The sequence below is a fragment of the Domibacillus iocasae genome, assembly GCF_001750285.1.
In the GTDB taxonomy this organism is placed as follows: Bacteria; Bacillota; Bacilli; order Bacillales; family Domibacillaceae; genus Domibacillus; species Domibacillus iocasae.
Genome location: NZ_MAMP01000023.1, coordinates 1 through 13,433, shown reverse-complemented (window position 1 = coordinate 13,433; position 13,433 = coordinate 1). Strand labels below are relative to the sequence as shown.

Here is a 13,433-nt window from a genome sequence, read left to right as displayed (position 1 = left end):
ATTTAAACCTCCTGGGGAGTAAAACCGAATATTTTAATTATAATATATCTTAATATACGGTTTTAATCAACCAAGTCCGTGTCGCCAAGCATACGGACCGCATACACTTGATCACAAAAGCCACGCAGACAATTATAAACGCGGTGCATACGCGAATCGTGACGAATTAAGCCAAATACAGTCGGCCCGCTGCCGCTCATCAGCACAGCATCCGCTCCGAAACGAATCATTTGCTCTTTAATAAGCGCTACTTCTGGATGTGCTTGCAAAGTGACGGATTCCAGCACATTCCCCATGTTCTGACACATTTTGTTATAATCGTTTCCTTTAATCGCTTCAATCATTGCATTTGTATCCGGTCGTTTCATGCGGTCAAGCTTTAAGTTTTTATACACTTCACCAGTAGAGACGCCGATCGTTGGCTTTGCAAGCACAACCCAGCAATTTGGCGGTGCCGGCAAATGTTCGATTTTTTCTCCCCGCCCTGTCGCCAGTGCTGTACCGCCATATACGCAAAACGATACATCCGAGCCAATTTCTGCTCCGAGCTCTGCCAGTTCATCGAGTGACAGTCCAAGGTTCCACAGCTGATTCAGCCCTTTTAGCGCAGCTGCAGCATCACTGCTTCCGCCTGCCAGCCCAGCTGCGACTGGAATTATTTTATCAATTTGAATCGACACGCCTTTTTTAATGCCATATCGTTCTTTCAACAGTTTTGCTGCCTGATAAGCAAGATTCCTGCTGTCATCCGGCACAAACCGATTGTGTGAAATAATCCGGATTTCGTTTTTATTCAAGCTTTCCAATTCAAGACGATCAGCTAGATCAACTGTCGTCATGATCATCTCTACTTCATGATAGCCATCCGGCCGTTTATTCAGCACATCAAGCGTTAGGTTAATTTTCGCCGGCGCTTTAATCATTAATTTCATTTCAGTCCACCTACTTCACGTTTTCGCAATAAATTATTGTCTTATTTTATCACAAAAGAAAAAGAGCCGGCTCAAAAGATTCAAATCGAATCTTTTGAGCCGGCTCTCCGGTATGCCGCTTTATAAAAAGCAAGCTATTTATACTGCACTGCCTGCCGCTGTATCTTCAAATGTCAGTTCAACTGTTTCAGTGAGTACATCCGCGTAACTATAAGAAACGCGCTCGAATGAATTCTCATCCTGATCAAGTTCTACGACAAAAACAGCAGGATACGTCTCCGTTAAAATACCGGAACGCTCAATCGTCTTACGTCGTCCACCATTCGCTTTCAACAACAATCTTTTACCCAAATGACAATCAAGCGATCTTTTTATGTCAGCTAATGTTTTCGGCATTTGCATCCACCTCACTATGTTTAGTGTAGCACAAGCTTCTGTTTTAGTCAAATAAATAAAATATTTTATCAGCGTCGCCTTCCAAAGTCAATATTTTTTGTTCGGCAAATACCGATTTTTTTCGCTAACACTAGTATTTCCCAAGCTCATAAAAAAAATCGCTCTATTTTCAAGAGCAGTTGATTATTTACCGATTCCTTTTTTTAACAGTGTTTTTGACAGGGAAGCGAATTCAGCGAGCGAAAGCGTTTCTCCCCGTCTAGAAGGCTCGATTCCAGCTTCTTCAAGTGCAGAAGTAATGTGTTCTTTCTTTTCTTTTCCGTCCGGCAGTCCGTTGACGAGATTATTTAAGATCGTTTTTCGGCGCTGGGCAAAAGAAGTTCTTGTAACCGTAAAGAAAAAGTCTTCATCTTCAACAGAAACTGCAGGCTTGTCGCGCACATCCAGCTTAATAATAGCGGAATCCACATTCGGCGGCGGCATAAAAACGGTTTTCGGCACGATAAACGCAATGGATGCTTCCGTATAATATTGAACAGCAATTGAAAGGGAACCATATTCTTTTGATGACGGTTCGGCAGAAATACGATCGCCTACTTCTTTTTGCAGCATAACAACAAACCCATTAACCGGTATTTTATCTTCGAGCAGCTTCATAATAATAGGTGTCGTCACATAATAAGGGAGATTTGCGACGACCATCAGCCGGTCAAATTCGGCAAATTCCTGCTCAACCACCGTTTTCACATCCGCTTTTAGCACATCTTCATTAATAACCTTCACATTGTTATATGGCGCCAATGTTTCATCCAAAATTGGCAGCAAGCGCTGATCAATTTCAAATGCCACGACCTTACCCGCCGAACGGGCCAAATGCTCAGTCAATGCCCCGATCCCCGGACCAATTTCAATGACACCGGTTTCTTTCGTCAATCCGGCTGTTTCGGTAATTCGCTGCAATATATTCGGGTCAATTAAAAAATTTTGTCCGAGACTTTTCTTAAATGAAAATCGATGCCGGGCGAGAATGTCTTTCGTCCGGGAAGGTGTTGCGATATCTTTCATGATTGTTCCTCCTCCAGTACTTCCATTAAGGCTTCAGCAAATTGTTCTCGTGTAATCTGGAACATGATCAGCCGTTTATGCAGCTGCTTTCCATTCACATAACCAATTTTCAACTTTTGTCCAACAGCTTCGCGCCTTGTTTTTGAATCAGGGCCACCAATAAGTCCAGCTGCAACTAGGTCTTCTTTCGTTATTTGTTCGGCCGCTTCTTTATCCATGTACTGTGCATCACGAAGCGCTTTTCGGATTGATTCAACAGAGGCATACTCTATTCCGACACCACGGCCATGTTTTTCAATCGCTTCACTTTTTGGCAGAAAAGCGTGCCGGCAGCCAGGCACCTTGTCCGCGATGAGACTCCTAATGCGCTGGCCAGGATAATCCGGGTCTGTTAAAATAATAACCCCTCTTGTGGCTTGAGCATGACGAATTTGATCAATGACGCTGTCGTTGACCGCCGATCCTCTTGTTTCAATCGTATCAGCATCAACTGCCAGTTTCACTTTTACCGTGTCATCTTTTCCTTCAACGACAATAATTTCTTTTATTTTCATTTTTCCTCCAATATGGATCAAAAGCTAAGAACGCAGCATCTGTGCTGCAACGCTTTTGTGACCTACGTCCTGTAGGCCCAAGAACGCAGCATCCGTGCTGCAACGCTTCACAATTGCTGCGTCCTCAAGCTGCACATTTAAAAAAGCGGAGGCTGCATGAGCCCCTGCTTAATCAAGTTGAAACAATGTATTTGCGTTTTTCATCGTTGCATCCGCCACTTCTTCATAGGAAAGATCTTTAAGCGCCGCAATTTCTTCCGCCACGAGTTTTACATAGGCAGGTTCGTTCCGCTTGCCACGGTAAGGATGCGGGGCAAGGTACGGGCAGTCCGTTTCAATCAATAACTTATCGAGCGGCACCGCTTCCGCCACTTCCTTCGGCTTCTTTGCATTTTTAAACGTCACTGGACCGCCAAGCGAAATATAAAAATTCATTTTAACGCATTCCAGCGCAGTTTCAGCACTGCCGCTAAAGCAATGCATAATACCGCCCACCTCGCCGGCACTTTCTTCTTTTAAAATATCCACAATATCCTGTGTTGCTTCCCGATTATGAATAACGATCGGCAGCTTCACTTTTTTCGCCAGACGGATCTGGCGGCGGAATACGTCTTTTTGTACGTCTTTCGGTGATTTATCCCAATGATAATCGAGCCCCATTTCCCCAAGTGCAACAACTTTTGGATGGGCAGCAAGCTCTTCAATCCATTCTAAATCTTTATCCTTCATATCAATAGCATCAACTGGGTGCCAGCCAACTGCCGCATACAGTTCTTTATGCTTCTCGATAAGCTCCATCGCCCGAGTGATTGTCGGCCGATCAAAGCCGACGACAACCATCCTGCTGACGCCCGCTTCTTGTGCGCGTTTGATTACAACTTCTACATCTTCCTCAAACTGATCTGCATTTAAATGAACATGTGTATCAAATAGCATGTTATCACCCGTCTTATGTTTCACGTGAAACAATTATTTGATTTTCGCTCCGTTTGGCAAGTTTTCCGGCACTTCCGCGAGTGTCAGGATACCGTCTTTTGAACCAGCTAAAATCATTCCCTGCGACAGTTCCCCGCGCAGTTTAACGGGCTTCAAATTCGCCACAACAACGACTTTACGGCCCACAAGCTCTTCAGGTTTATAATATTGGGCAATACCTGAAACGACCTGGCGTTTTTCAAACCCGAGATCCAGCTGTAATTTTAACAACTTATCCGTTTTTTTTACAGGAGAAGCTTCGGTGACCGTTGCAGCACGAAGGTCGGTTTTCATAAAATCGTCAATGCTGATTTCTTCGGCAATCGGCGTGTACTCTTCTGCAGATTTTTCTTCCATAATAGGTGCCGGCCCTTGCATTTTTTCTTTAATGAAGGAAACTTCTTCTTCTATATCAAGTCGAGGGAAAATCGGCTCGCCTTTCTTCACGACAGTTACACCAGAAGGAATGGCGCCAAACGTATTTAGGCTTTCCCAGTTCTGCAGGCTTTCATCCATCAGTTGGAGCTGTTCGAATATTTTCGATGGCGTTGCTGTTAAAAAAGGCGTTAACAGGACAGCTGCCCGGCGCAGCGATTCTGCTAAATGGTACATCACAGTGCCAAGCTCTGCTTTTTTCGCTTCCTTTGCAAGTACCCATGGCTGTGTTTCATCGATATATTTATTTGTCCGGCTCACAAGCTGCCAAAGAGAAGTCAGCGCAACAGAAAACTCCATGTTTTCCATCGCTTCCTCATATTCACGGACTGTCTTTTCATTTACTTCCACAAGCATCTTCTCAAATTCACCTTCCAAACCTGTATAGGCTGGAATTTCACCATCAAAATACTTGTTGATCATCGCAACGGTCCGGTTCAACAGATTGCCGAGATCATTCGCCAAGTCATAATTAATCCGCTCTACGAATCCTTCCGGCGTAAAAACACCGTCGGAGCCAAATGGCACTTCACGTAACAAGTAATAACGAAGCGCATCCAAACCGTAGCGGTCAATTAAGGTAACAGGGTCAACGACGTTTCCTTTTGATTTTGACATTTTGCCATCTTTCATAAGCAGCCAGCCATGTGCAAATACTTTTTTCGGCAGAGGCAAATCAAGCGCCATCAGCATAATTGGCCAATAAATTGTATGGAAACGGACGATTTCTTTGCCGACAAGGTGAACATCTGCCGGCCAATACTGCTTAAATTTTCCTTCGTTCTCCGTTCCGTAGCCAAGGGCTGTAATATAATTGGACAAAGCATCGATCCATACATAAACGACGTGCTTCGGATTGCCTGGCACTTTAACACCCCAGTTAAATGTTGTCCGGGATACTGCCAAGTCTTCAAGACCAGGTTTGATGAAGTTATTGATCATTTCATTTTTACGTGATTCCGGCTGAATAAACGTCGGGTTTTCTTCATAATACTTGAGCAGACGATCTGCATAGTTGCTCATCCGGAAAAAGTATGATTCTTCCCGTACTTTTTCGACCGGATGACCGCTGTCCGGGCTTTTCCCACCGACAACTTCTCCTTGCTCATTTAATTCTTTGTCGACGAGCTGTGTTTCCGTGTAAAACGTTTCGTCTGGCACCGAATACCAGCCTTCATATTCGCCAAGGTAAATATCTCCCTGATCCAACAGCTGCTGAAAGATTTTTTCAACCACTTGTTTATGGCGTGTTTCCGTCGTGCGGATAAAATCATCATTTGAAATATGCATAGTTTTCCAAAGCTTTTGAATCCCGGATACAATCTCGTCTACATATTCCTGCGGCGTTACACCTTTTTCGTCCGCTTTTTCCTGGATTTTTTGTCCGTGTTCATCTGTTCCGGTCAAATACATGACATCAAACCCTCGCAAACGCTTGTAGCGTGCCATTGCATCTCCCGCCACTGTTGTATAAGCGTGTCCGATATGCAAGTTGCCACTTGGGTAATAAATAGGTGTCGTTAAGTAAAACGATTTTTTGTGCTCATTCACTGGAAAGTCCTCCTTAAAAAGCATCTGCTTATATGCCGTAAGCTTTTTTAGTCACTTCTTTTATTGTCTCCCATATACGAATAAATGTAAATATCAACACCTTTTTTTCTCTCGATTTCTTTGTCGAATAAACGATTTTATTCGACAAAGTTCGACATGGTTGGAAAAATTTTTTTCATATTTGAGCTTTTTGTTGTATAAAACCTTGATATATCAAGGTTTTATGACTTTACATTTAATTGAAGAATTAGGTTTTATTTGTTGACGTTTATGGGAAGACTTGGTACAATTACGTCATGGGGTAAGTTTTTTGTCGAATGTTGACGAATGAATTTATACAAAGCCATTTGAAATAAACACATATATTGAGAGGAGATTTTCAAATGAAATCAACAGGTATTGTACGTAAAGTAGACGAACTAGGACGGGTTGTTATTCCAATTGAATTACGCCGTACGTTAGGAATTGCAGAAAAAGATGCGCTTGAAATTTACGTGGATGACGACAAAATCATTCTTAAAAAATACAAGCCGAGCATGACGTGCCAAGTAACAGGTGAAGTTTCTGATGATAACATCAAGCTTGCTGACGGTAAATTAATTCTTAGCCATGAAGGCGCTGAGATTCTAATCAAAGAAATCGAAGAAGCTTTCGCAAAAGGTAAGTAATTAAGAAAAGCCATAGTACGCTTGGTGCTAGGGTGCTATAACTGGACGCTGTTCAAAATATATATTTATCACATATATGTATACAAAAAGGTGCCTTGTCAGGCACCTTTTTTTGTATTTATATATGGTATGCAGTATAAACATCACGTTTTGGCAGATTCCGTTCTTTCGCTACTTGTTTAATCGCTTCTTTTGAATTCATGCTTTGTTCTGTTACATAATGAGCAACATGATCTTCAATGGTCATGTCTGCCCACCAATGCACCTCTGTTTCAGTAGCTGGCTCTTCACCGCTTCCTTCAATGATCAGGCAAAACTCTCCTTTAATATCCGATTCCGCTGCCCATTTTGCCGCTTCTTGAATGGTTCCGCGCAAAAATTCCTCAAACTTTTTCGTCAATTCACGGCTTAAGACAATCCGCCGTTCCGCTCCTAAATATTCCTCCATGAGGGAAAGCGTCTCTTTTAAACGATGAGGCGATTCGTACAAAATAAATGTATGCTGCACGTTTGTTAGTTTTTCAAGTTCTTTTTTCTTGTCTTTTTTTCCACGACTTAAAAAACCATAAAAATAAAATGGCTGTGGGGCTATGCCAGAAGCAATCAACGCGGTCACAGCCGCATTTGCGCCAGGAAGCGGTACAACGTTCACACCCGACTCAATAGCCATCAAAACAAGTTCATGCCCTGGATCGGAAATACATGGCGTGCCGGCGTCACTGACAAGCGCAACGGTTTCTCCCGCCTGCATGCGGTCAATCAGCTTTCGTCCGGCTGCTTCACTGCTGTGTTCATGGTAGCTGACAACAGGTGTTGCCACATCAAAATAATTGCACAGCTTTTTCGTATTACGTGTATCCTCCGCTGCAATGACATCTGCCTCTTTCATAATTCGAATCGCACGGACCGTCATATCTTCCAAATTGCCAATCGGCACCGGTACAAGATACAGCATGCCTGCCTTTTTTTCAAAGCTTTTCTGCGAGTTCACCATCCACACTCCTTTTCCATAAATACGCTTCTTTTTTTCGGCGCGGAAGCTGTTTAAAGGCGTATTCCGCACGCATTGCTTCTTGTTTTGTCTGGAATGATTCACTGTGAATGAGCGTCACCGGCAGGCGGGCACGTGTATACTTTGCCCCTTTCCCCGCATTATGGACATTCATTCGTTTTTCCAAATCATTTGTGTACCCGGCGTAAAAAGAGCCATCATTGCACTTAACGACGTAAAAATGGTGGCTCATCTCCATATAAGAGGGTCCTCACTTCATCTGTATATTCACCTTTTTCATTATAAACATAAAGCGGCGGCAAAATTTTCAAATCCGGTGCTCCATCTTTAATGCCTTCCACAAGAACTGTATTTGCTTCTTTATTGCCTGCTTTCGGATAAACAAAACGAATACGCTTCGGCTCAATCCGGTATTTTCTCATCAACGCAACAATATCAACCAGCCGGCCGGGACGGTGGACAAATGCTGCTTTACCGCCTTGCTTTAACAGCTGGGAAGACGACAAAATGCAATCTTCTAACGTACACATAATTTCGTGGCGGGCAATGGCCAAATGTTCATTCACATTCATTTCATTCGTTGAGGGGGTCAAAAAATAAGGCGGATTACATGTGACGAGTGTATGCTTTTCTTTACCAAGCCGTTCAGGCGCCTTTTTTAGGTCATCATTCACCATTTGAATTTGCATATGTAAGCCATTATATAGTACGCTCCGTACCGCCATATCATAAAGCCGCTCTTGGATTTCTACGCCAATCATTGGCACGCTCGTCCTCGCCGACATTAAAAGCGGCACGACACCATTTCCGGAACAAAGGTCGACGATCGATCCACGTGTTTTCGGCACTGAAGCAAATCGGGCCAGCATAACGGCATCCAGCGAAAAGGAAAAAACAGACGGACTTTGGATGATTCGCAGCTCTTCTGCCAGCAAATAATCAAGCCGCTCATCTTCTTTTAATTCGAACATACTCTTTACTCCTTTTGCACAAAAGAACCTTCCTTTTAAAAGGAAGGCTTCGATCTTTTTATTTTTTATTTAAAAAGGATAAGCAAAACAGACAGTCTTCGTCTTTACGCGGGCTTCCGAAGTGTACACTGCAAATATGAAACCCTTCTTGGTACAAGCGGGCGAGGTTATCATAGCCTTCGCCGATATCTGCTCCACGCGCCTGTACGTTAGCCGCTCCTGATGCTTTTCGTTCATGCCCGCCATTTAATTCTTCAAGACGGCGGCGTAAATGATCATTTTCAATGAGTAATGAATTATTTTCTTCCAATATTTCAGCTAACTGCATTTTCACTTCGCCAAGCTGCTGATACAGCTCGCCGATTTGCAGCTCCATATGGCTGACTGAATCGAAAATGCCTTTCTTGTCTAACTTTTCCACCGCATCAATCACCTGCTTTCACAGAAACGGCTCCTTCTTTCCCAATCTCATCAGATGAGAACTCAAGCGTCCGTTCCAATTCCGGAAGGTGCACCTGCACGAGCCGCTCTAAAATGTTTAAGCCCGTCACTCGCCCATTTCCGCTTGGCGTCTTCACCTTTTGACCAACATCCGGCAGCTCACGGCGTGCATCTTCATACTCATCGTTTTCATACTTTAGGCAGCACATTAACCGGCCGCACAAACCAGAAATTTTGGCTGGATTTAATGACAGGTTTTGATCTTTTGCCATTTTAATCGATACCGGCTCAAAATCACCAAGAAATGTTGAACAACAGAGCATTCGTCCGCATGGTCCAATACCGCCCAGCATTTTCGCTTCATCGCGGACGCCGATCTGCCGCAGTTCAATTCGTGTCCGGAAAATCGATGCCAAATCTTTTACCAGCTCGCGAAAATCAACACGTCCATCTGCCGTAAAATAAAAAATGACTTTATTTCGGTCAAATGTATATTCGACATCAACAAGCTTCATATCAAGCTTATGCTCCGCAATTTTACTCGTGCATGTATCAAATGCATTCATAGCCGCTTCACTGTTTTCCTGAACAGCCAGGCGGTCTTTCTGATCGGCTGTCCGGATGACTTTTTTCAATGGCAGAACGACATCGTCTTCATCAACTTCTTTCGGTCCGACAACGACATGTCCGTATTCAACACCTCGCACTGTTTCCACAATGACGTGATCTTCCTTTTGAATGCTAAGATCGCCCGGATCGAAATAATATATTTTACCCGCTTGCTTAAAGCGTACACCTACTACATTACACAAAGGCGTGTCCCCCCTGTAACTTTAACAAAAGCTGCTCCATCAGCAGCTGCTGGTTCGTATTGCTGTTGAGTCTTCGTTTCGCTTCCAAAATGGATGCCATTCGTTCTGCCAGCACATCTGCCGACAAAAACAGTGCGTCCTGTTCAAAAGAAGCGAGACGGTCAGGAAATGCAAGACCGTGATCTTCACCGGTCATAATGGAAAGCAAATCCCTATGGATAAAAACGAAAAGATCAAGGGCAAGACTGACCTGCTGTTTCTCTTTAAAATGCGAATGAAAATCTTCTGACAGCGAAACGATGGCTGAGAGCCCGCCGCCTTTTAGACCTTCGTATAATTTTAACACTATTGATCGTGCCTGTGCAAACCACTCATCACGTGATAGTTCAAGTGCTTCTTCCAGGTGATTGGTTAATTTTGATGCAAGCGACGCCATTGGAATGCTGATTTTTTCTTCAATCAAGCGCTGCTTCAGTTGATTTGAATCAATCGGCTTAAACGTAAGTTGCTGGCAGCGTGACAAAATTGTCGGTAAAACTCGGCTGCTTTGTTCAGTTAATAAAAAAGCAACCGTATTGGCAGATGGCTCCTCTAGAAATTTGAGCAGGCTGTTCGCTGCACTTGCCGTCATTTTATCTGCCTGATTTACAATATATACTTTCCAGCTGGATTCAACCGCCGTTTTTATAAATTCCTGCTGCAAATAATAAATTTGTTCTTTTTTGATCGATAAGCCATCCGGCTTGATAACATGAAGGTCTGGATGGTTGCCATGTTCAATGCGGCGACAGTTAATACACGATCCGCAGGGCATGAATCCATCTTCAGGCTTTTTGCAGAACAGGCTTTTTGCAAAAAGCATTGCTGTTTCTTTTTTTCCGGTACCTGGATCGCCTTCAAGCAAGTAAGCATGCGCCACACGATCACGCAGTAAACTGTTTTCAATCATCCGCATAACAATCGGCTGACGTCTTTCTGCTTCTTTCCACGGGTTAGACACGTGCTTCACACCCTTTAAAATTGATGAAACTGCTCAACCGGAAGCACAAAGATTGTGGCGCCGCCGACCGGCACTTCAACCGGATAGGGCACATATGCATCGACATTACCACCCATTGGCGACACGGGAGGGGCAACCTGTTCTCGCGACTGGCAATTTTTTTTGATAATTTCAAGCGCATCCTGCACGCGATCATCTTCTACACCGATCATAAATGTCGTATTGCCCGCTTTTAAAAAACCGCCTGTTGAAGCAAGCTTTGTGGCACGAAACTGATGATCAATGAGCGCATGAGACAATTTATTGCTATCCTGATCCTGTACAACTGCCATAATTAATTTCATACTACCTTCCCCTCTCACAGGATTTCTTTCATTATACCAAATCTTTTACCTGAGCACTTTTTCAATTTCAGCAAGTGTTTCTAGAAAAACGTGTCCTTCTTCTTGTTCTGCATCAATGATCACAATTCTATCTTTATTTAAGTCCGCTAATTTTATGTAGCCTTCCCGAACTTTTTCGTGAAAAGAAAGATCTTCTAGATCGAGACGGTTCACTTCACGACCATCATGGTGATGAATGCGTGCAAGCCCAACTTCGGGACGCACATCAAAAAGCAGTGTCAATTCGGGCATAACTCCATCAATGGCAAAAGCATTAATCGAGCCAACTTCCTCCATCCCCAGCCCCCGTGCATAACCTTGGTAAGCAAGCGAGCTATCCACAAACCGATCGCAAAGCACAATTGCCCCACGCTCGAGCGCCGGCATCACTTTTTCTGCTAGGTGCTGCCGGCGTGCTGCCGCATACAGCAGCGCCTCTGTCCGTGCATCCATCGCTGTATTTTCTTTATTTAAAATAACCGAGCGAATTTGTTCAGCGATTGCAATGCCGCCTGGTTCTCTTGTCTGTACAATATCGAGCCCTTGTTTCCGAAGCTCGTTTACAACTCGGTCAAGCACGGTTGTCTTGCCAGCTCCTTCTGGTCCTTCTATCGTAATAAATAGTCCTGCCACATTAGTTCTCCTTCCGAAACACAACAATCTTCTGTTCGTTTAATTGACTTCCACCATGGAAATGAGCGCCTTGTTTCATTAACCATTTAATCGTCTCAATATGATTAATGGAAATGCTCTCTCCTTCCATAACAAGAGGAATGCCCGGCGGATAAGGAATTACCATTTCCGCTGATACGCTGCCGATGGCTTTTTCCAATGAAACAGCTTTTTTCTTGTAACGACTATGCTCATTATACGGCAATGCTAAAGCAGATACATACTTAGATTGCAAAATATCCGGAAGCAAGGCAGCTGCTTTTTCTTTTTTCATCTGCAAATTCTTCAGTTTTTCTACAGCCAGCTCTTCAAAAGAAGATTCTCCTGCTTTTAAAAGAGGAAAAATAAGAAGGACCTGGCACGGATCAGCGAGTTCAATGTAGACACCGGCAGCTTCAAACAATTCCTGCACGTTATATCCCGTCAGCCCCTCTACTCGTACAAGCAGTTTGTACGGATCATCTACTATTATACAAGTGAAGCCTTTTGCTTCAAGAAGCTGAATAATTCTTTTTTTGACATCTATCGAGTAAGCATGATCTTTTTCTTCATATAAAGCTAAATAAGAGCGTGCATAATCTAGTGAGGCCATAATCGGATAAGATGGGCTGCTGGACTGAAGAGCCTGTAAATAAAAATGGATTTTTCCTCGATCAATTTTTTCAGATTGAATGTGAAGATACGCACCCATCGTCATCGCCGGCAGCATCTTATGAGCGGACTGTACAACAATATCCGCTCCCATTTGCAATGCACTCACCGGTAACTCTTTTTCATTCATCGTGAAATGCGCACCGTGCGCTTCATCTACAAGCACCCATGACCCATGAGACCTAGCAATCATCGCCAGCTCTTGAAAAGAACCGGTCATTCCATAATATGTGGGATAGGTAAAAATGACAGCTTTACAACCAGGATAGGCTGCAAACGCTTTTTTCAGCGTTTGGACTGAAAAAAGCGTCGCTGTTTGCGTCCGTTTATCAACATCCGGAGCAAGAAAAACAGGGAAAACTTCAGCCATTTTTAATGCATTCAACACAGATTTATGACAATTACGCTGAACGAATACTACATCCCCTTTTGAAAGCGTCCCAAGAATCATGATTAAGTTTCCAACTGTGCTTCCATTAATAAGAAATTTGCTTTCAACCGTTTCATAAACATCCGATAACATATTTTCAGCTTCAGCAATACACCCTTCAGGAGCATGAAAATCATCTAAACCGGTCAGCTCTGTAAAGTCAAATGAAAGATCCATATACGAATTGAGAAAACCGTTTTTATGGCCTGGAACGTGAAAAGAAACTGGATCCTTTTGTTTATGATTTTTTAAAGCTTCCATAATCGGCATAAAAATGTGGTCCATTCAGTAAAACCTCCTGAAAATAAAGAATGTAAAAAAAGAGATGACATTGTGTCATCTCTTTTTTTATGCTGCCAGGCGGCGTCCTGCTCTCACAGGGGGACACCCCCAACTACCATCGGCGCTGAAGAGCTTAACTGCAGTGTTCGGGATGGGAACGGGTGTGACCTCTTCGCTGTAGCCACCTGACTATGAAGTTCGAA

Annotated in this window: 16 protein-coding genes and 1 rRNA gene; 1 reads left to right on the top strand and 16 read right to left on the bottom strand. The window is 43.4% G+C overall.

The features are described 5' to 3' along the window. Positions 1 to 62 precede the first annotated feature (62 nt). From ispE to metG, 6 genes are all read right to left on the bottom strand, one after another. Positions 63 to 932 carry a 4-(cytidine 5'-diphospho)-2-C-methyl-D-erythritol kinase gene (gene ispE, locus BA724_RS13930; protein ID WP_069939288.1) on the bottom strand — a complete coding sequence of 290 codons (870 nt, stop codon included), beginning with the start codon at positions 930 to 932 and terminating at the stop codon, positions 63 to 65. A 138-nt stretch (positions 933 to 1,070) separates the two neighbouring features. Then, on the bottom strand, positions 1,071 to 1,328 hold the full coding sequence (gene veg / locus BA724_RS13925; RefSeq protein ID WP_069939287.1) for a biofilm formation stimulator Veg: 258 nt from the start codon (positions 1,326 to 1,328) through the stop codon (positions 1,071 to 1,073). A gap of 183 nt (positions 1,329 to 1,511) precedes the next feature. Beyond that, positions 1,512 to 2,396, bottom strand: coding sequence for a 16S rRNA (adenine(1518)-N(6)/adenine(1519)-N(6))-dimethyltransferase RsmA (rsmA, locus tag BA724_RS13920; protein ID WP_069939286.1), 885 nt, complete (start codon positions 2,394 to 2,396; stop codon positions 1,512 to 1,514). Next, entirely contained in the window at positions 2,390 to 2,947 is a 558-nt protein-coding gene (gene rnmV / locus BA724_RS13915; RefSeq protein WP_069939285.1) for a ribonuclease M5, read from the bottom strand. Before rnmV ends, rsmA begins: the two co-directional genes overlap by 7 nt. Before the next feature lie 168 nt (positions 2,948 to 3,115). After that, entirely contained in the window at positions 3,116 to 3,883 is a 768-nt protein-coding gene (locus BA724_RS13910; protein ID WP_069939284.1) for a TatD family hydrolase, read from the bottom strand. 33 nt (positions 3,884 to 3,916) lie between these two features. Further along, positions 3,917 to 5,932 carry a methionine--tRNA ligase gene (gene metG, locus BA724_RS13905; RefSeq protein WP_083256248.1) on the bottom strand — a complete coding sequence of 672 codons (2,016 nt, stop codon included), beginning with the start codon at positions 5,930 to 5,932 and terminating at the stop codon, positions 3,917 to 3,919. Between the two features lie 359 nt (positions 5,933 to 6,291). Between metG and BA724_RS13900 the strand changes: the two genes are divergently transcribed. Then, positions 6,292 to 6,576 carry a transition state genes transcriptional regulator AbrB gene (locus BA724_RS13900; protein ID WP_069939282.1) on the top strand — a complete coding sequence of 95 codons (285 nt, stop codon included), beginning with the start codon at positions 6,292 to 6,294 and terminating at the stop codon, positions 6,574 to 6,576. 118 nt (positions 6,577 to 6,694) lie between these two features. Here BA724_RS13900 and rsmI read toward each other — a convergent pair whose 3' ends face one another. The 10 genes from rsmI to rrf all read right to left on the bottom strand — a co-directional run bounded on the left by rsmI (position 6,695) and on the right by rrf (position 13,419). Beyond that, a complete protein-coding gene (gene rsmI / locus BA724_RS13895) occupies positions 6,695 to 7,567 on the bottom strand; it encodes a 16S rRNA (cytidine(1402)-2'-O)-methyltransferase (RefSeq protein ID WP_425389032.1) in 873 nt (290 codons plus the stop codon). After that, positions 7,545 to 7,826, bottom strand: coding sequence for a GIY-YIG nuclease family protein (locus tag BA724_RS13890; RefSeq protein WP_069939280.1), 282 nt, complete (start codon positions 7,824 to 7,826; stop codon positions 7,545 to 7,547). The genes rsmI and BA724_RS13890 overlap by 23 nt, the downstream gene beginning before the upstream one ends. After that, complete coding sequence (locus BA724_RS13885) at positions 7,795 to 8,559, bottom strand: tRNA1(Val) (adenine(37)-N6)-methyltransferase (protein WP_069939279.1); 765 nt, start codon at positions 8,557 to 8,559, stop codon at positions 7,795 to 7,797. The genes BA724_RS13890 and BA724_RS13885 overlap by 32 nt, the downstream gene beginning before the upstream one ends. A 58-nt stretch (positions 8,560 to 8,617) precedes the next feature. Next, complete coding sequence (yabA, locus tag BA724_RS13880; RefSeq protein WP_069939305.1) at positions 8,618 to 8,935, bottom strand: DNA replication initiation control protein YabA; 318 nt, start codon at positions 8,933 to 8,935, stop codon at positions 8,618 to 8,620. 49 nt (positions 8,936 to 8,984) lie between these two features. Next, the gene (locus tag BA724_RS13875; RefSeq protein WP_069939278.1) at positions 8,985 to 9,812 is read right to left on the bottom strand and encodes a PSP1 domain-containing protein; all 828 of its coding nucleotides are present in this window, start codon (positions 9,810 to 9,812) and stop codon (positions 8,985 to 8,987) included. Next, entirely contained in the window at positions 9,805 to 10,812 is a 1,008-nt protein-coding gene (gene holB / locus BA724_RS13870) for a DNA polymerase III subunit delta' (RefSeq protein ID WP_083256247.1), read from the bottom strand. Before holB ends, BA724_RS13875 begins: the two co-directional genes overlap by 8 nt. 14 nt (positions 10,813 to 10,826) lie before the next feature. Beyond that, a complete protein-coding gene (locus tag BA724_RS13865) occupies positions 10,827 to 11,156 on the bottom strand; it encodes a cyclic-di-AMP receptor (protein ID WP_069939277.1) in 330 nt (109 codons plus the stop codon). 45 nt (positions 11,157 to 11,201) lie between these two features. Continuing rightward, the gene (gene tmk, locus BA724_RS13860) at positions 11,202 to 11,828 is read right to left on the bottom strand and encodes a dTMP kinase (protein ID WP_069939276.1); all 627 of its coding nucleotides are present in this window, start codon (positions 11,826 to 11,828) and stop codon (positions 11,202 to 11,204) included. Between the two features lies 1 nt (position 11,829). Continuing rightward, complete coding sequence (locus BA724_RS13855) at positions 11,830 to 13,233, bottom strand: aminotransferase class I/II-fold pyridoxal phosphate-dependent enzyme (RefSeq protein ID WP_069939275.1); 1,404 nt, start codon at positions 13,231 to 13,233, stop codon at positions 11,830 to 11,832. 70 nt (positions 13,234 to 13,303) lie between these two features. Beyond that, a 5S ribosomal RNA gene (rrf, locus tag BA724_RS13850) occupies positions 13,304 to 13,419 on the bottom strand. Positions 13,420 to 13,433 lie beyond the last annotated feature (14 nt).

Bases quoted from the DNA above. Each gene is read 5' to 3' on its own strand.
- yabA (WP_069939305.1), bottom strand. From the start codon at position 8,935: ATGGAGCTGCAAATCGGCGAGCTGTATCAGCAGCTTGGCGAAGTGAAA.
- metG (WP_083256248.1), bottom strand. From the start codon at position 5,932: ATGCTTTTTAAGGAGGACTTTCCAGTGAATGAGCACAAAAAATCGTTT.
- rnmV (WP_069939285.1), bottom strand. From the start codon at position 2,947: ATGAAAATAAAAGAAATTATTGTCGTTGAAGGAAAAGATGACACGGTA.
- BA724_RS13890 (WP_069939280.1), bottom strand. From the start codon at position 7,826: ATGGAGATGAGCCACCATTTTTACGTCGTTAAGTGCAATGATGGCTCT.
- veg (WP_069939287.1), bottom strand. From the start codon at position 1,328: ATGCCGAAAACATTAGCTGACATAAAAAGATCGCTTGATTGTCATTTG.
- BA724_RS13910 (WP_069939284.1), bottom strand. From the start codon at position 3,883: ATGCTATTTGATACACATGTTCATTTAAATGCAGATCAGTTTGAGGAA.
- BA724_RS13885 (WP_069939279.1), bottom strand. From the start codon at position 8,559: ATGTTCGAATTAAAAGAAGATGAGCGGCTTGATTATTTGCTGGCAGAA.
- BA724_RS13865 (WP_069939277.1), bottom strand. From the start codon at position 11,156: ATGAAATTAATTATGGCAGTTGTACAGGATCAGGATAGCAATAAATTG.
- ispE (WP_069939288.1), bottom strand. From the start codon at position 932: ATGAAATTAATGATTAAAGCGCCGGCGAAAATTAACCTAACGCTTGAT.
- BA724_RS13855 (WP_069939275.1), bottom strand. From the start codon at position 13,233: ATGGACCACATTTTTATGCCGATTATGGAAGCTTTAAAAAATCATAAA.
- BA724_RS13900 (WP_069939282.1), top strand. From the start codon at position 6,292: ATGAAATCAACAGGTATTGTACGTAAAGTAGACGAACTAGGACGGGTT.